14 protein-coding genes and 6 tRNA genes are annotated in these 16,466 nt (G+C 58.6%); 18 read left to right on the top strand and 2 right to left on the bottom strand.

Going from position 1 to position 16,466, the window contains the following annotated elements:
- The first annotated feature begins 76 nt into the window (after nt 1–76).
- The 6 genes from rsmA to proC all read left to right on the top strand — a co-directional run bounded on the left by rsmA (nt 77) and on the right by proC (nt 4,524).
- Nucleotides 77–937 (top strand): 16S rRNA (adenine(1518)-N(6)/adenine(1519)-N(6))-dimethyltransferase RsmA, encoded by an 861-nt coding sequence (gene rsmA / locus DXD24_RS01630; RefSeq protein ID WP_117563696.1) that lies wholly within the window; start codon nt 77–79, stop codon nt 935–937.
- Nucleotides 927–1,844, top strand: a complete 918-nt coding sequence (locus DXD24_RS01625) for a TatD family hydrolase (RefSeq protein ID WP_117563695.1) — start codon at nt 927–929, stop codon at nt 1,842–1,844. Before rsmA ends, DXD24_RS01625 begins: the two co-directional genes overlap by 11 nt.
- Nucleotides 1,845–1,887: 43 nt before the next feature.
- Nucleotides 1,888–1,974, top strand: a tRNA-Leu gene (locus DXD24_RS01620).
- Nucleotides 1,975–2,264: 290 nt separating this feature from the next.
- Complete coding sequence (locus DXD24_RS01615; protein WP_055250521.1) at nt 2,265–3,203, top strand: SPFH domain-containing protein; 939 nt, start codon at nt 2,265–2,267, stop codon at nt 3,201–3,203.
- A gap of 6 nt (nt 3,204–3,209) precedes the next feature.
- Nucleotides 3,210–3,680, top strand: coding sequence for a 23S rRNA (pseudouridine(1915)-N(3))-methyltransferase RlmH (gene rlmH, locus DXD24_RS01610; RefSeq protein WP_117563694.1), 471 nt, complete (start codon nt 3,210–3,212; stop codon nt 3,678–3,680).
- A 73-nt stretch (nt 3,681–3,753) separates the two neighbouring features.
- A complete protein-coding gene (proC, locus tag DXD24_RS01605; protein WP_089572672.1) occupies nt 3,754–4,524 on the top strand; it encodes a pyrroline-5-carboxylate reductase in 771 nt (256 codons plus the stop codon).
- A gap of 158 nt (nt 4,525–4,682) precedes the next feature.
- Here the strand turns inward: proC and DXD24_RS10150 are convergent, their stop codons facing one another.
- The gene (locus DXD24_RS10150; RefSeq protein ID WP_168170424.1) at nt 4,683–4,856 is read right to left on the bottom strand and encodes a DUF6724 family protein; all 174 of its coding nucleotides are present in this window, start codon (nt 4,854–4,856) and stop codon (nt 4,683–4,685) included.
- Nucleotides 4,857–4,967: 111 nt separating this feature from the next.
- Here DXD24_RS10150 and serS point away from each other — a divergent pair, with 111 nt between their 5' ends.
- The 8 genes from serS (at nt 4,968) to DXD24_RS01565 (ending at nt 11,062) form a co-directional block, all read left to right on the top strand.
- Nucleotides 4,968–6,251, top strand: coding sequence for a serine--tRNA ligase (gene serS / locus DXD24_RS01600; protein WP_117563693.1), 1,284 nt, complete (start codon nt 4,968–4,970; stop codon nt 6,249–6,251).
- A 171-nt stretch (nt 6,252–6,422) separates the two neighbouring features.
- Nucleotides 6,423–6,800, top strand: coding sequence for a hypothetical protein (locus tag DXD24_RS01595; protein WP_117645937.1), 378 nt, complete (start codon nt 6,423–6,425; stop codon nt 6,798–6,800).
- Nucleotides 6,801–6,877: 77 nt separating this feature from the next.
- Nucleotides 6,878–6,954, top strand: a tRNA-Arg gene (locus DXD24_RS01590).
- Between the two features lie 355 nt (nt 6,955–7,309).
- Nucleotides 7,310–7,386 (top strand) — tRNA-Arg (locus tag DXD24_RS01585).
- A 355-nt stretch (nt 7,387–7,741) separates the two neighbouring features.
- Nucleotides 7,742–7,818, top strand: a tRNA-Arg gene (locus tag DXD24_RS01580).
- A gap of 189 nt (nt 7,819–8,007) precedes the next feature.
- Nucleotides 8,008–8,084 (top strand) — tRNA-Arg (locus DXD24_RS01575).
- Between the two features lie 353 nt (nt 8,085–8,437).
- Nucleotides 8,438–10,879, top strand: a complete 2,442-nt coding sequence (locus tag DXD24_RS01570) for a lipopolysaccharide assembly protein LapB (RefSeq protein ID WP_117563691.1) — start codon at nt 8,438–8,440, stop codon at nt 10,877–10,879.
- 92 nt (nt 10,880–10,971) lie between these two features.
- A tRNA-Ser gene (locus DXD24_RS01565) sits at nt 10,972–11,062 on the top strand.
- Between the two features lie 131 nt (nt 11,063–11,193).
- Here the strand turns inward: DXD24_RS01565 and DXD24_RS01560 are convergent.
- Nucleotides 11,194–12,534, bottom strand: a complete 1,341-nt coding sequence (locus tag DXD24_RS01560) for a D-alanyl-D-alanine carboxypeptidase family protein (protein ID WP_158550117.1) — start codon at nt 12,532–12,534, stop codon at nt 11,194–11,196.
- A 197-nt stretch (nt 12,535–12,731) separates the two neighbouring features.
- Here DXD24_RS01560 and DXD24_RS01555 point away from each other — a divergent pair, with 197 nt between their 5' ends.
- From DXD24_RS01555 to DXD24_RS01540, 4 genes are all read left to right on the top strand, one after another.
- Entirely contained in the window at nt 12,732–13,427 is a 696-nt protein-coding gene (locus tag DXD24_RS01555; protein ID WP_117563689.1) for a response regulator transcription factor, read from the top strand.
- A 25-nt stretch (nt 13,428–13,452) separates the two neighbouring features.
- Nucleotides 13,453–14,691 carry a sensor histidine kinase KdpD gene (locus DXD24_RS01550; RefSeq protein WP_117563688.1) on the top strand — a complete coding sequence of 413 codons (1,239 nt, stop codon included), beginning with the start codon at nt 13,453–13,455 and terminating at the stop codon, nt 14,689–14,691.
- A 103-nt stretch (nt 14,692–14,794) separates the two neighbouring features.
- Complete coding sequence (pstB, locus tag DXD24_RS01545; RefSeq protein ID WP_199407866.1) at nt 14,795–15,670, top strand: phosphate ABC transporter ATP-binding protein PstB; 876 nt, start codon at nt 14,795–14,797, stop codon at nt 15,668–15,670.
- Nucleotides 15,671–15,734: 64 nt separating this feature from the next.
- A complete protein-coding gene (locus DXD24_RS01540) occupies nt 15,735–16,463 on the top strand; it encodes a response regulator transcription factor (RefSeq protein WP_055250507.1) in 729 nt (242 codons plus the stop codon).
- The last annotated feature ends 3 nt before the right edge of the window (nt 16,464–16,466 follow it).

Below are 16,466 nucleotides of genomic sequence, written 5' to 3'. Positions count from 1 at the left end.
TTAGCTGTAAGGGCATGGCCGCCACGGTCCATGCCCTTTTGTTTCAAGACGCCGCCATCATGCTAAGGAGGCAACCATGACAACTTCGCCTTTGGCAAACCCCACGGCCACCAGGGAGCTGCTGGAGGAGTTTGGCCTTGCGACCAAGCATCGCCTGGGCCAGAACTTTCTAATCGACAATCATGTGATCGAGCGTATCTGCGAGCTTGCCGAGCTTGCAGGTGACGAGCGCGTACTCGAGGTGGGTCCGGGTTGTGGAACGTTGACACTTGCGTTACTGCAGGAAGCGGCGTGCGTTACGTCCATTGAGGCCGATCCCGAGCTTGAGCCGGTGCTCGATGCCCACGCCGCCGACTATGCCAACTTCCGCTTTATCATGGGCGATGCGCTCAAGGTGACGCCGGAGCAGATTGAGCAGGCCGCCGGTGGTGAACCCACGGTGTTTGTCGCGAATCTGCCCTATAACGTGGCGGCGACGATCATTCTTCAGTTCTTCCAGACGATGCCCGCGCTTAAGCGCGCTGTCGTCATGGTGCAAAAGGAGGTTGCCGATCGCATTGCCGCAGTGCCGGGCAACAAGACCTATGGCGGCTATACGGCAAAGCTCGGCCTGTATGCGCAGGTGACGGGTCGCTTTGAGGTGCCGCCGCGTTGCTTTATGCCGGCGCCGCACGTGGACTCGGCCGTCGTGCGTATCGACCGTGTTGACGGTGTGGTGCCCGAAGAACTCGATCGCGAATTTGTGGCCTGCGTGATTGACGCTGCATTTGCTCAGCGTCGCAAGACCATCCGCAATTCCATGAGCGCCAACGGTTTTGCCAAGGACGTGCTCGATGCCGCCTTTGAGGCTTGCGGTATCGCACCAACCACGCGCGCCGAGACGCTTGATGTTGCCGACTTTGTCCGTCTGGCCCAGGAGCTAATCCATGATGCCTAATGCCGAACGCGTGACGTTTACCAAGAAAAAGAAGACAGTTGCTTGTCCCGTGCCCTTGGCACCGCTTGCTGACACGCATGCGCATCTGCTTTCGTTTTGGGGCAAAGAAGTGCCCGAGACACTCGTGCGCGCCAAAGCCGCGGGCATCGACCTGTTGGTGACGGTCTTCGATCCCATTGCCGATAAGCGCAGCGTGACGGACTATAGCGACTGGCTGACGCGCGAGATTCTGCCGATGCAGGATATCCCGCAGATCAAGTATCTTGCCGGCGTGCATCCGTATGGCGCGCCGGACTATACCGACGACGTTCACGCACAGGTCGTTGCCGCACTCGATGACCCCTTATGCGCCGGTATTGGCGAAATCGGCCTGGACTACCACATGGACTATGATGACGATATCGCGCCGGCACCTCATAACGTGCAGATTGACTGCATGGCGCGCCAGCTCGAGCTTGCCGCGTGCCGTAACGTGCCGGTGGAGTTGCACCTGCGGCACGAGGACTCGGATGGGGAGCGCACCTCGCATATGGATGCGTACAACGTGCTTCGTGAGGTGGGCGTGCCCCAGGCCGGTTGTGTGCTGCACTGCTTTGGCGAGGACCGCGCCACGATGGAGCGCTTTGTGAAGCTGGGCTGCTATATCGCCTATGGTGGTGCGGCCACCTTTAAGCGCAACGACGACGTGCGCGAGGCATTTGCGGCGACCCCGCTCGACCGCATTTTGTTCGAGACGGATTGCCCGTATATGGCTCCGGAGCCCATCCGCGGTCTTGAATGCGAGCCCGCAATGATCTCCATTACGGCAAACGCGCTGGTTAACGACCGTGTCGATCGCACTGGTGAGGACGCCGAAACAATCGCGCAAGCCGCTTGGGAAAATGCCTGCAAACTTTTTCAAAAATAGTTCTTGCGTTCGCGATGGCGCTCCGTTATTCTAATTCCTGCACGCGGGCGTGGCGGAATTGGCAGACGCGTACGGTTCAGGTCCGTATGGGGGCAACCCCATGAAGGTTCAAGTCCTTTCGCCCGCACCATTGATTGAAAGAGCTCCCAGCAATGGGGGCTTTTTTTGTTATGTGCCCATCGCAGGGACTTGAACCTGTGAAGGAGCGAGCGTCAAGAAAACGCGGAGCGTTTTTAGCGAGCTGGCGAGTCCGCCGGCAGGCGGGCGAAGCCGGTGCGGATCCGCGCAGCGGATAGGCGGACGTCCTTTCGCCCGCACCATGGATTGAAAGAGCTCCCAGCAATGGGAGCTCTTTTTGTTGTGCACGATCTCCTTGGACGGGTATCCTAGTACCAACGTGTGCCTATCAGAGGAGAGACCATGCTGTTTTCCGGTATCATCGCCGCCCTTACCAGCCTTTTGATTCCCATCATCATCCTGTTGCTGCTGCTCCCCAACGCCTGTTATGTCGTTGAACAGCAGCACGCCGTAATCATCGAGCGCTTGGGTAAGTTCAACCGTATCGTCAACGCGGGCTTCCACGTGAAGGTGCCCGTGATCGACCGCAAGGCCGCCACGGTGAGCCTGCGCACCATGAAAAACGGTTTTGGCATCGACGTTAAGACCCAGGACAACGTGACCATCGGTCTTGAGGTCTCCGCTCAGTACCACGTGAGCTACGACATGGGCGCCGGCCCGGCAGATTCGGGCATCTACAAGAGCTACTACATGCTGCAGGAGCCCGTCGACCAGATGCGCGACTTCATCACCGACGCCCTGCGCTCCTCCATCCCCGTCTACACACTCGATGAGGTCTTTGCCAAGAAGGATGACATCGCCAAGGATGTCAACGCTACCGTTTCCGAGCAGATGGCCGCCTACGGCTTCACCCTCGTGTCGACGCTCATCACCAAAATCGCACTGCCGACCGAGGTTGAGAACTCCATGAACGACATCAACGCTGCCCAGCGCAAGCGCGCTGCCGCGCAGGAGCTCGCCGAGGCCGACCGCATCAAGCGCGTCACCGAGGCGACCGCCGAGGCCGAGGCTATGGAAAAGGCGGGCGAGGGCATCGCCAACCAGCGCAAGGCCATCGCGCTGGGTATCAAAGATTCGCTCGAGATCATCCAGGAGACGGGTGTCGGCAATGACGAGGCCAACCAACTGTTCATGTTTACGCAGTGGTCCGAGATGATGACGGAGTTCGCTCGCACGGGTAAAACCTCGACGGTCGTGCTGCCGAGCGACTTTTCGCAGTCGGCCTCGATGTTCGAGCAGATGCTGGCCGCCGGCAAAGTTCAAAACGATTCGAAGGAGTAGACGCGCGTGAAATACACCGTCGTTTGCGTCGGTAAGCTCAAGGAGCGCTTTTGGAAGGACGCGTGCGCTGAGTACACCAAGCGCCTAGGTGCCTATGCCAAGGTGGATATCCGCGAGGTGGCCGATATCGACCCGGCTAAGGCGGGCGGCGTGGATGCCGCGCGCGACAAGGAGGGGGCGGCGATTCTTGCCGCCTTGCCATCTCGAGCGCATGTGATCCTGCTGGCTATCGAGGGCAAGGAGCGCTCGAGCGAGGAGTTTTCGGCGAGGCTCGACGATCTTATGCTGCGAGGCAGCAGCGACATTGCCTTTGTAATCGGCGGTTCGGACGGCGTGAGCGATGACGTGCGCGCACGAGCCGACGAGATGCTCAGCTTTGGACGCATTACCTTGCCGCATAACCTGGCGCGTGTGGTGCTGCTGGAGCAGATTTACCGTGCCTGCAAGATCAGTCGTGGCGAGCCGTATCACAAATAGGTCGGCAATACGAAACAATGGCGTGGGACAATACCTTTCGTTTTGAGGAATGTGTCTGAAAGGACTATGCGATATGAAGATTGGATTTGTCGGTTTTGGCAATATGGCGAGCGCTATGGCCGATGGCTGGATCGCTGCCGGTGTAGCTGCGAGCGACATGTGCGCCTGCGCGGGTCGCTACGACGCACTGGTTGAGCGCTGCGAGGCGCGCGGCATGGTCGCCTGCCACGATGCCGCCGAGGTTGTCGCCGCATCCGATATCGTGGTCGCTGCGGTCAAACCGTACATGATCGAGAAGGTATTCGCCCCGCTCAAGGATGCTCTTGCCAAAAAGGTCGTTCTGTCGGTTGCCTGGACCTGGGACAGTGCCAAGTGGGAGCAGGTCCTGCCGGGCGTCGCGCATATCTCGACGGTGCCCAACACGCCGGTTTCGGTGGGCGAGGGCGTCATCGCCTGCGAGAAGGCTTCGACGCTTAACGACGAGCAGCGTGCTGTGGTGCTCGACCTGCTCGGTAAGCTTGGCGCTGTCGTCGAGCTCGACACAAGCCTGCTGTTTGTGGGCGGCACGGTGGGTGGTTGCGCTCCGGCGTTTGTCGCCATGGCAATCGAGGCCCTGGGCGATGCGGCGGTCAAGCACGGTATCCCGCGTGCGGATGCTTATCGCATTGTGAGCCAGATGGTGCTGGGTACGGCAAAGCTGCAGCTTGCAACTGGCCAGCATCCTGCGGCGATGAAGGATGCCGTATGCTCGCCCGGTGGTGCCACCATCAAGGGCGTCGTTGCGCTCGAGGACGCCGGCATGCGCAGCGCCCTGGTCAAGGCAATCGACGCAACCCTCCAGTAAAACCGACCAAAAAAGGGACAGGTTTATGTTGGCAGGTTTTTCCTGCGGTTTTGTCCTTTTAGCGAAAAGTGCCCCGCAACTGGCTCAATTCCAGTTGCGAGGCACTTGCGTTTGCCCAGATAAAACCGACCAAAATAAACCTGTCCCTTTTTGGCAGGTTAGTCCCAGAAGCTGTCTTCTTCGTCCTCGGACTTGGGGCCGCGGTCGACATACATCTTATGGGTGCGCTTCTCCATTACAAAGGCAATAATCGCAAACAGCAGGATGCCGCCGGCGAAAAGGATGGCAAAACCGGTGCGGGTGCCAAACAAAAAGGAAAAAACTGCGTCCATTGGGTGCCTTCTTGCGTAGTTGAGTTGGGTCGTAAACGCTCATAAGTATATACTTGCCCATACATGTACAAGGTTGCAACCTAAATGGAATGTATATCGCCGGAGGATCTAATGCTTGATATCAAGTTTGTTCGCGAGAACCCCGATGCCATCGATGTCGCCATGGCTAACCGCCAGACGTCTTGGGATCGCGAGAAGTTCTTTGAGCTCGACGACGAGCGTCGTGCCGTCATCACCGAGGTCGAGGAACTTCAAGCCACGCGCAATGCCGAGTCCAAGAAGATCGGCGCCCTGATGAAGGAGGGCAAGAAGGACGAGGCCGAGGCCGCCAAAGAGGCCGTGCGCGCCGTCAACGAGAAAATTGACGGTCTGGCCGAGCGCCGCACCGCCCTCGAGCAGGAGCAGTACGACTTCATGGCTCACCTGCCCAACATTCCTTGCGAGGCCACGCCGTACGGCAAGGACGAGGACGAGAACATCGAACGCCGTCGTTGGGGCACCCCGCGCGAGTTCGACTTCGACTTTAAGCCGCACTGGGATCTGGGCACCGATCTCGACATCCTTGACTTCGAGCGCGGCAACAAGCTCTCCGGCAGCCGCTTCACCGTTCTCGGTGGCGCCGGCGCCCGTCTTGAGCGCGCCCTCATCAACTTCTTCCTCGATACGCACACCAGCCGTGGTTTTAAGGAGTGGTGGCCGCCCATCGTCGTCAAGCGTCAGACCATGTTCGGCACGGGCCAGCTGCCCAAGTTCGAGGACGACGCCTATCACGTCTCGGGCGACAACTTCCTGATCCCCACCGCCGAGGTCGTGCTCACCAACCTGCACGCCGGTGAGGTCCTCGACGCCGATACCCTGCCGCGCCGCTACACCGCCTTCACCCCCTGCTTCCGCGAGGAGGCCGGCTCCGCTGGTCGCGATACCCGCGGCATCATTCGCCAGCACGAGTTCGACAAGGTCGAGATGGTCAAGTTTGCCAAGCCGGAGGAGTCCGACAAGGAGCTCGAGAGCATGACCGCCGAGGCCGAGTTCCTGCTGCAGCAGCTGGGTCTTCCGTATCGCGTGATTAGCCTGTGCACCGGCGACCTGGGCTTCTCTGCCCGTCAGACCTACGACGTCGAGGTCTGGCTGCCGAGCTACAACGCCTACAAGGAGATCAGCTCCTGCTCCAACTGCGGTGACTTCCAGGCCCGTCGCGCCAACATCAAGTATCGCGACCCCGAGAACTTCAAGGGTTCGCGCTATCTGCACACCCTCAACGGTTCCGGTCTGCCGGCTGGCCGTACCATGGCAGCCATTCTGGAGAACTACCAGAACGCTGACGGCACCATCACGATCCCCGAGGTTCTGCGTCCCTACATGGGCGGCCTCGAGAAGATCGAGCCGGTCGCGTAGATTGGCTGCATAAGCGATTTGCTAGGGCACTCCTTTTTGGGGTGCCCTTTTTGTGTGCGGCCATACCATGCTGTGCGGACAGCTCAATAGAAAACACACGAACAACTGTTCTGTATACAGCCATCTACCTGCTATGCTTTTGCTAAATAAGAGCGAGAGAAAGGGGACGCGATGGAGCTGTTTGATGATCGGGTGGTTTTGTTTGAGAGCGACGAGGGCGGGGAGTACCTGCTTGTGACGTGTGAGCCGTCTGGCATGGGTGGCCTGGTGGTTCGACAGACGAGCGAGGGGCCGTTGACGCAATGGTGCTACGAGGAGTCGCCTCATGTGGTTGAGACGTTTGTGGCGCACGAGGGACTTGTGGCCCTAGAGCATTTCTATGGGGTCCAGACATCTAATCAGGTTGCTCGCATGTTGAGCATCTCGTTTGCCGATTATGATTGTGCCCAGCGGGTGAGATCGCTCCTGAGGGAACTTGATGCTAAGTTTGACGTGATCGAAAAGCCAATCGATCGTACGGGGAATGGCGGTATATGCGGAGCAGCATGACAAGACTGCGTTCCACAAAAAAGTTTGAAATTGTGCTTGACTCCAATAAGCTAAAGTGGTTTTATATGTCTTGCGCTGCGGCGTTACCTCAGCTGGATAGAGGGTCTGACTACGAATCAGAACGTCATAGGTTCGAATCCTATACGCCGCACCAATTGAAATTGAAAGCCTCCGGCAACGGGGGCTTTTCTTTTATGCCGCCACCGCATGGATTCGAACCTCGGTCGAGGCGCGAGCGTCAAGAAAACGCGGAGCGTTTTTAGCGAGCGGGCGAGTCCGCCGGCAGGCGGGCGAAGCCGGTGCGGATCCGCGCAGCGGATGCGCGGAATCCTATACGCCGCACCAACCGAAATTGAAAGCCTCCGGCAACGGGGGCTTTTCTTTTAGGTGGACGCCGCATGGATTCGAACCTCGGTCGAGGCACGAACAACTTAATTATCACTCCATAAAATTTTTTCTAATTGTCGCTTGACCCATCGGGGGCTCGCGTGCATAATAATCCGTGCGTTGCGGCGTTACCTCAGCTGGATAGAGGGTCTGACTACGAATCAGAACGTCATAGGTTCGAATCCTATACGCCGCACCAATTGAAATTGAAAGCCTCCGGCAACGGGGGCTTTTCTTTTATGCCGCCACCGCATGGATTCGAACCTCGGTCGAGGCGCGAGCGTCAAGAAAACGCGGAGCGTTTTTAGCGAGCGGGCGAGTCCGCCGGCAGGCGGGCGAAGCCGGTGCGGATCCGCGCAGCGGATGCGCGGAATCCTATACGCCGCACCAACCGAAATTGAAAGCCTCCGGCAACGGGGGCTTTTCTTTTAGGTGGACGCCGCATGGATTCGAACCTCGGTCGAGGCACGAACAACTTAATTATCACTCCATAAAATTTTTTCTAATTGTCGCTTGACCCATCGGGGGCTCGCGTGCATAATAATCCGTGCGTTGCGGCGTTACCTCAGCTGGATAGAGGGTCTGACTACGAATCAGAACGTCATAGGTTCGAATCCTATACGCCGCACCAACTGAACTTTAAAGCCTCCGGTAACGGAGGCTTTTCTTATATGTCGACATACTTGAGGAGTTGCTTTCGCCGTGTTTGAAAGTATCGAGTCGATCGACTGCATCAAATGAGTAAAAATCAAATTCGATAACTTTTTTTGAAAAAATGCTTGACCATTATTCAGTCCCTGTGCATAATAATCAACAAGTCGCGGCGTTACCTCAGCTGGATAGAGGGTCTGACTACGAATCAGAACGTCATAGGTTCGAATCCTATACGCCGCACCATTTGAGATTAAAGCTCCCGGCAACGGGGGCTTTTCTTTTACGTAAACACCGCATGGATTCGAACCTCGGTCGAGGCGCGGGCGTAAAGAAAACGCGGAGCGTTTTTAGCCCGCGGGCGAGCACGCCGGCAGGCGGGCGAAGCCGGTGCGGATCCGCGCAGCGGATGCGCGGAATCCTATACGCCGCACCATTTGAGATTAAAGCTCCCGGCAACGGGGGCTTTTCTTTTGCGCCAGCTTGAGTGCTTTCGTCCAAAGGGACGATTTCCTGTCGACTCGTGTAAGATTCCGAGTAGATGTCGCGACTTATTCGCGACCACTCCTTCTTCAAGCGACCGATCAGGGTGATATTCCGTGGCAGAGCGTCCGACATACAAGCTCAGGTTTCTCGATCCCAAGAAGCGCTTTCCGGCGATGCCCGAGCAGCCTGCGGGACGCTCATATGGCGTGGTCTGGAAACTCTTTGGCGAGGATCAGCATGAATCTTGTTATGTCGTCGAATTCGTTGGCAAAAGCCATGTGTCGCTTTTGGGCTACGTAAGCGTTTCGGGTGAGGTGTACAAGGTGGACCGCCCCGTCAGCGAGGCTCCGCTGCCCAACGATCCCGACATGGAACTGGTCCTTGACGAGTCGGACTCCGGTATTGGTGAGATTATGGTGAGGGGAGCAAACGGCACGATGCGCGCGTGCGCGCGAACCGTCGGCTCTCCCGAAGGTCCCATGCGCGAACAGTCCGATCACGAGACATGGAATTCGACCCGCTCCCTTCCTTACGGTGAGTTCATGGCATCGATGTTCCTGCGCTACGTGATATTCGCTGACTCCGAAAATACCATTGCGAGCACGGCGGACGCCGACGGACTCGACGAGGGTATGCAAAACGTTGTCGACAAGATCAAGCTCGTAAAGTTGCCCGAGCCGGTCGAGGTGTTTTTGGGCTTTAACACGACACCGCTACCTGACGCTATCGAGACGCTGCTCTACCGCGTTGACCATGCCGAGAATCCGAGCGGTATCGAGCGCTATGCCGCCGCCCTTATGAGTGAAATTGACTTGCCTCGCTTGCGCACCATCGCCGCTAAGTCCGAGATGAGCCTGGCTCGCATCGATCGCTCAAAGCTTTTCTATCTCAATTTTGATCGCAGCCTGCTGGACCGGGACGAGATTGACATGCTGCTTGCCATCGAGTGCCGTCTTAACCGTCTCTCCGGCATCCTTGAGCACATCGGGGCCGGATTGGTCCCTGCGGCATCCTCGCCGAGCCTTGAGGGCTGCGCGCTCTTTGATGCGTGGCATATCGCCAAGACGACCAACGATGTTCCCCGACTGCTTGATACGGCCTCGAGCGATAACCCGTGGGGCAAACCGGGTACGGTGGCTTGCCAGCCGGGCGGTGAGTGGGATGTGCGTACCCGCTTCGCGCGTATTGTCGAGGCACTTAACGTGGTCACGCGGCTCGACTATACCTATCGGGCCAACGTTGCCGAAGGGATCATGCTCGTTCGGTTTGGGCAGTCTGTCGTTGATGCCATGCCGCAACGTGAATACGACGCTCAAGATGACGCCTGGCGCGAGTTGGACGAGGACGCGCGTGCGATCTGGGCCGCGGAGCACGATGCGCGCGTGGCACTCACGCTTGCGGCAGCGTGTTTTGCCGCGGGCACCTGCATCACGCGCTGCTATGTGCAGATTGCTGCTCCCGACAGTGAGCAGGGCGAGCGCGTTGTTGCAACGTATTTCTTTGGGCGCGCGGCCTATCTGGCCGATTGCGTGCCTGTCGCCAAGGATCTTGAGAGCATGGACATGGACGATATGCCGTGCAAGCGTGTGCTTGAGGCATATGAGTCAACCGCTCCGGAGACGATTGAACCTGCGGAGGTTCATGCTCGTCCGCGTGATGACCATCGCATGCTGCCGCCGGCGCTGCGCGATCTGCTGCTTGCCGATACGGCTGACGAGCTGGAGGTCATGGAAGAGGACGACGACCCATACGTGGCCCGTGTTGTTGAATTGCGCGAGCAGGCAAAAGTCGACCGTACAGGTGCTTTTGAAGGCTTTTCCCGTCTTGTTGAGGAGTTGGAGGCTAAGTGCGCCGTCGCCGAGCTTTTGGCGACAGGTCCGGTTCAAACGCAGTTTTGCGATAACCAGCTGGTGCGCATGGTGCTACCGGTGTTGGAAGAAGACCGCTCTGTGCGAATCCTTCGTGCGCCCGATGCGCTGTACTTTGCCCAGCACGAGATCTGCAGCTTTTACGCCGAGCAAGAGGACTTTGAACGAGCACTGCCCGAGGTGCGCCATCTTTACGATCTGGCGCGCTCGTCCATGCAGTCGCACTTTGCGCTCATCAACGTGCTTGCGCGTCTGGAGCGCTTTGACGAGATTATCGAGGTGGCGCGCCACGGCCTACGTATTGCCAGCGATCGTTCTGCAATCGGCTACCTGTTCTATCGCTTGGCGTTTGCCTATTGGAATTGCGATCAGCTCGACCTGGCGCTGGCTTGTTACCGTCTGGTGCCGCGCGGCGAGGAGTCGGGCAGCAGCGCGCTGGAAGAAATGCAGGGCCTTATGAACGAGATGGGCGTCAGCGGGCCTCCGACGTTCGAGGAAGCGGTCGAGACCATCCACAAGGCTGGACTAGAGCTGCCGCCAGTGTCCGCCGTGACGAATCAGCTGGCAGATGCCGCTGTGCAACTGGTCGACAACGGTTTCTTTTTCCTGGCGCGCGGTTGTATCTTCCAAATGTGGCGCACCATGGGCAACGACGAGCTCGGCTCCCTCAACCGCTCGCTGGGGTAGGCGAAGCTTTCAAGAAGGAAAGGCTGCTAGGCAATTAGAAAATTTCCTCTTGCTCATCCTTGGCTGTTTGGTTACTATAGAACGGCTGTTACGGAGAGCTGACCGAGAGGCCGAAGGTGCTCGCCTGCTAAGCGAGTATGCCCCAAAAGGGCATCTGGGGTTCGAATCCCCAGCTCTCCGCCAGTACGAATTTGAAGAAGGGTCCCATTTGGGGCCCTTTTTATTATCAAGAATGGCGGCTGGGGATTCGAACCCTCAAAAAAGGAGGCATCCTTTCGGACGCCTCCTTTCAGTGGACTTATTATTCTTGCGCCCTACACCTCGGGCGCCTTGGCGACGGTCTCGCTTTCTGCCGTGAGTGGGCGGTTGTCGATGCGACGGCCCAAGCGATCGAGCTTCACGAGCAGCCATTCAATGGGATTCGGCCCTGCGCCTTCCTCGTCGGCAACCAGGTCCATGACGGCGATCTTGGTGCCATCCTGCTTGAGCGTAACGCTGCCCACCTTGTCGCCCACATGCACCGTGCCCGAAAGATCGTCGTAGCTAACCTTTTCGGTCACCTCGCCGGCAAGGGAAAACACGGTCGCTTGCGCCGTAGGATCGGCGAGCGTGGCGTCGATCGTCTTATCCGTCCAGTCGGTTTGGCCAATGCGCGCCATAAGCGGGTTGCCGTTGGCGGTCTTTTCCTGCGTGTTGGCGATTGCGACCGTCACCTTGTGACCGTAGTACCAATTGGCAAGGGTTGCGGTATCGGTAAAGCGCTGGTCGGTGGTGGTGGAGTTCAAAACGACGGTGTAGATCTCGTCGCCATCGCGGTTGTAGGCACCCGTAAAGCAATAGCCTGCATCATCGGTGGTGCCGGTCTTGCCACCGATGTTGCCATCTTGGCCTAGCAAATAGTTATGCGTGTCCATGGAATGCGAATGGTCGGTGCCGTCGGCGCCCGTGACCTCGATCCAGGAATCCTCGCTCGCTACGACCTCGCGGATCGTGTCGTTTTTCATGGCATCTTGCATCATCAGCGCTACGTCGTGTGCGGTTGAGTGCATATCGCCAGCCCACTCATCAAAGTCCAGACCATGCGGGTTTTCAAAAAGCGTGCCGGTGCAACCGAGCTTCTTAGCGCGCTCGTTCATGGCTTTCACAAATGTTGCCTCGGCGTCTTTGGTCTTAGGGTCGATCTTCTTGCCCACATATTCGGCGAGCACGATGGCGGCGTCGTTGCCCGAGGGAATCATCAGGCCGCGCAGTGCCTGCTCCACGGTGAGCTCGTCGCCTTCGAGTAGGCCGGCTGTTGAATTGCCCACGGTGGCTGCGGCGTTGCTCACCGTGACCTTCTCGTCCATCTTGCAATTCTCGACGGTTAGGATTGCGGTCATGACCTTGGTGATCGAGGCAATCTTGACCTGCTCATCGGCGCCGCGGGCATAGTAGACGGTGCCGTCTTTGCCCATGACGAGGGCATTGGTCGCATCGATATCGGGCAGGTTTTCGGCCGTGATGCCGCGCGCATCGGCGGTTTTGCCGCAAACATTGTCGGTCGTGAGCACTTGGGCGCCGGCGACGGTGGGCGCGCCAGCGGCAAGGGCGATAGCGCAGACAAAGCCGGCGGCAAGCTGGGCTGAGCGCTTTGCAAAAGAGGTGAGGGACTTCACGGATTTCGCTTTCGACGGGATGGTCTCTTCTGGAACTAGAGTATATCGTTTGCCGGCGTCGGCGATCATCGCGTGCGTGCGTGGCCCACATCCGCGCCCGAACGGGCACAAGGGTGCTTAAGGCCGACTTAATCACCCACGCTTGTTGTGTGTGGCGTGCGTCGCCTCGGGCATAATGGAGCGCGAGAGGAGCACGCATGAACGAGCGCATTTTGGTAGTTGATGACGAGAAGGCCATCGCCGACTTGGTTGGTATCTACCTTACAAAAGAGGGCTTTGATGTCCAGATTGCCTATAGCGGGGCCGATGCTGCCAAGGCAATCCTGGAGCAGGAGTTCGATCTGGCACTGTTGGATGTCATGCTGCCCGATATCGATGGCTTTGAGCTACTGCGTACGATCCGTTCCAGCCATACCTATCCCGTGATCATGCTGACGGCGCGCGATGCCCAGCAAGACAAGATCGAGGGCCTTTCGCTTGGCGCGGACGATTACGTGGTTAAGCCGTTCCGTCCGCTGGAGCTCATCGCGCGCGTGCATGCTCAGCTTCGTCGCTACACCAGCTACGGTAGCCGCGCGCAGGTGGCCGAGTCGCCGACCATCCAGCTCGACGGCCTGGAGATCAACCGCGATGCTCGTTCCGTAATGGTGGACGGTGCGCCGGTGCGCCTCACGCCCATCGAGTATTCCATCTTGCTGTATCTGGTCGAGCATCGCGGCAGTGTGGTGGCCGTGGAGGATCTGTTCCGCGCGGTGTGGAACGAGGATTTTATGCCCGGCTCCAACAATACGGTGATGGTGCACATTCGCCACCTGCGCGAAAAGATCGGTGACGACGCTCAAAAGCCGCGCTTTATCAAAAACGTCTGGGGCGTCGGCTACATAATCGAATAACGCCTTTAATGGTGGGGAAGTGGATATGACAAAAGACGATAGGCAGGCATTCGAGGTGCCCGATCGACTCTTTGAATACGTGAGGTCGGTCGTCGACAACCGCGCGCTTGCAACGGTGCTGCTCTTTTTGCTGAGCCTGCTGCTGATTGGCATCGATAACATCGCTGGAATCTTGGCGGTGCTGCTTGTCGGCTTTTTGCTGATCGATCGATTCGAAATCGTGCGCCGTTGCGTGGTGATTGGCGGTGCCGCGTGGGCCATGACGTTGGCGATTGGCGCCATGGCGCTCGGCGGCATCGAAGGGCCGGTGCTGTTCGATGCCGGCTTTGTATTCAACATGCTTGGCTTTGTGCTGGCGCTTGCCGTGTGCGTGCTGTTCTTTTGCGGCCGCGCCCTGTACTACCATGGCTACGAGCAGGGCGAGCAGCATGCCGATTGTGTGCTGGCCGCTCGTATTCAAGATCGCCTGATCGATCACCCCGACACCTGGGATAACATCGACGGCGACTTCTTGGAGGTCGAGGGCGCCCTTAACCGCGTGCGTGACCGTGAGCGCAAGGTGCAGCAAGCTCTGCGTGACGAGTCGCATCGCAAGGACGATTTGGTCACGTACTTGGCACATGACCTACGCACCCCGCTTGCCAGTGTGGTGGGCTATCTTTCGCTGCTGCAAGAGGCTCCTGAGCTGCCGGTTGAGCAGCGCACACGTTTTACGGGCGTGGCGCTCGACAAGGCGCACCGGCTCGATGCGCTCATCGAAGAGTTCTTCGATATCACGCGCTTTGACTTCCACGATATCGTGCTCACGCGCGGCTATGTTGATCTGGGGTTGCTGCTGGCTCAGGTGGCTGACGAGTTCTATCCCATCCTCAACGAGCAGCATAAGGAAGCCCAAGTTGATATTCGCGAGGACCTGACGGTGCTCGTGGATGGCGACAAGATGGCCCGCGTGTTCAACAACATCATGAAAAACGCCGTCGCCTATAGCTATGAGGGTTCGACTATCACGATTGAGGCCAGGCGCCAAGACGATGGCGGCGTGCGCGTGCGCTTTATCAATCAGGGCGATCCTATCCCTGCGGCTAAGCTCAAGGTGATCTTTGAGAAGTTCTATCGCCTGGATGCGGCGCGTGCGACCAATCGCGGTGGTGCCGGTTTGGGCCTTGCTATTGCCAAGGAGATCATCGCGGCACACGGCGGTACCGTTGCATGTGAATCGACGCCCGAACACACGATATTCACCATCGGGCTGCCCGCCGCATAGCCTGCGTGCCCTTACAAACACTTGACAATGTGCTCACGTGCGTATGAGCCGCGATTCCTACTATCGATACTGCTGAATTGATATCGATATGGAGGTGTGCGGTATGAAGGCTGCTGCGGCTGTGGAGCCCACGGAGCTTGAAGAACTCATGGAAGCGCAGGCCGAGGCCGCGCATGAGCGCGAGGTTGGGGATGCGACTCGCCCCACGGCAGAGGATCTTGCCGCCTCGCCGACGCGCATCGATGTCGAGGGCCTCGACCTGTTCTATGGCGACCACCATGCGCTCAAGGACGTGAATATCAAGATCCGCGACAAGCAGATCACCTCGTTCATCGGGCCTTCGGGCTGCGGAAAGTCCACGTTGCTGCGCTGCTTTAACCGCATGAACGACGGCATCAAGGATTGCCGCATCGAGGGCAAGATCGCGCTCGATGGTCAAGATATCCTGGGCGATTACGACATCTGCCGTTTGCGCCAGCGCGTGGGCATGGTGTTCCAGCGCCCCAACCCGTTTCCCATGAGCATCTACGACAACGTCGCCTACGGTCCGCGCGGTATGGGTGTGCGCGACCGCGTCATGCTCGATGAGCTGGTCGAGGACTCCCTTCGTCGCGCTGCGCTATGGGATGAGGTCAAGGACAAGCTCATGGAGTCGGGCCTGGGTCTTTCGGGTGGACAGCAGCAGCGCCTGTGCATCGCCCGCGCACTTGCCGTGCAGCCCGACATTCTGCTGATGGACGAGCCGACCTCGGCACTCGACCCTGTGTCGACGTTGGTGGTGGAGCAGCTGGCCTGCGAGCTCAAGGAGACCTGCACGCTGGTGGTCGTGACGCACAACATGCAGCAGGCCGCGCGTATTTCCGATTCGGTTGCGTTCTTTTTGCTGGGTGAGCTGGTGGAGCACGCGCCCACCGCGCAACTCTTCAAGAATCCGTCCGATCCGCGCACCGCGGATTATTTGACGGGGCGTTTTGGCTGACGCTGTCTTTTGCAGGTGCCTTTAGGGTTAAGATGCGGTCATATCGGCCGCAAAGGGGTTCAACATGATCTATTACGTCGAGGACGATGACAACATCAGGGATTTGACAGTCTACGCGCTGCGCAAGCAGGGAATCGAGGCCGAGGGCTTTTCGTGCGATGGCGAGTTTAAAGCTGCCGTGGCGCGACGGGTGCCCGATGCTGTGCTGCTCGATATCATGCTGCCCGACACCGATGGCTTGGCGATTATGCGTCGCCTGCGTGCCGATCGCCTGACGGCGACGGTGCCCATCATGATGCTTACCGCCAAGGACACCGAACTCGACAAGGTGATGGCGCTCGATGGCGGTGCCGACGATTACCTGACTAAGCCGTTTTCGCTCATGGAGCTTGCGAGCCGTTGCCGCGCACTGCTGCGTCGCGGCGGCATGGTCAAGCAGGCGAGCGATGTGCTCAGCGTGGGCGATATCGTACTTTCGCCCAGCCACCGCGAAGTGACCGTTGCCGGTGAACCGCTCAAGCTCACGCTGCGCGAATTCGACCTGCTCGAGTACCTCATGCGCAAACCTGGCGTGGTCTTTACCCGCGAGTCGCTGCTGCAGAGCGTATGGGGCTGGGACTTCGACGGCGGTTCGCGCACCGTCGACGTACATGTGCAGACGCTCCGCCAAAAGCTCGGCGAGCATGCGAGCGCCATCGAGACCGTGCGCGGCGTGGGCTATCGTCTGGCCGAGCCTTCGGCCGGTGATGGTGCCGAAGGTGACGACACCGCGTCCACTGCATCGGAGGAGTAACCC

This window comes from Collinsella sp. TF12-2AT, from assembly GCF_003436735.1.
GTDB lineage: Bacteria > Actinomycetota > Coriobacteriia > Coriobacteriales > Coriobacteriaceae > Collinsella.
This window is presented reverse-complemented; position numbering and strand designations above follow the sequence as displayed.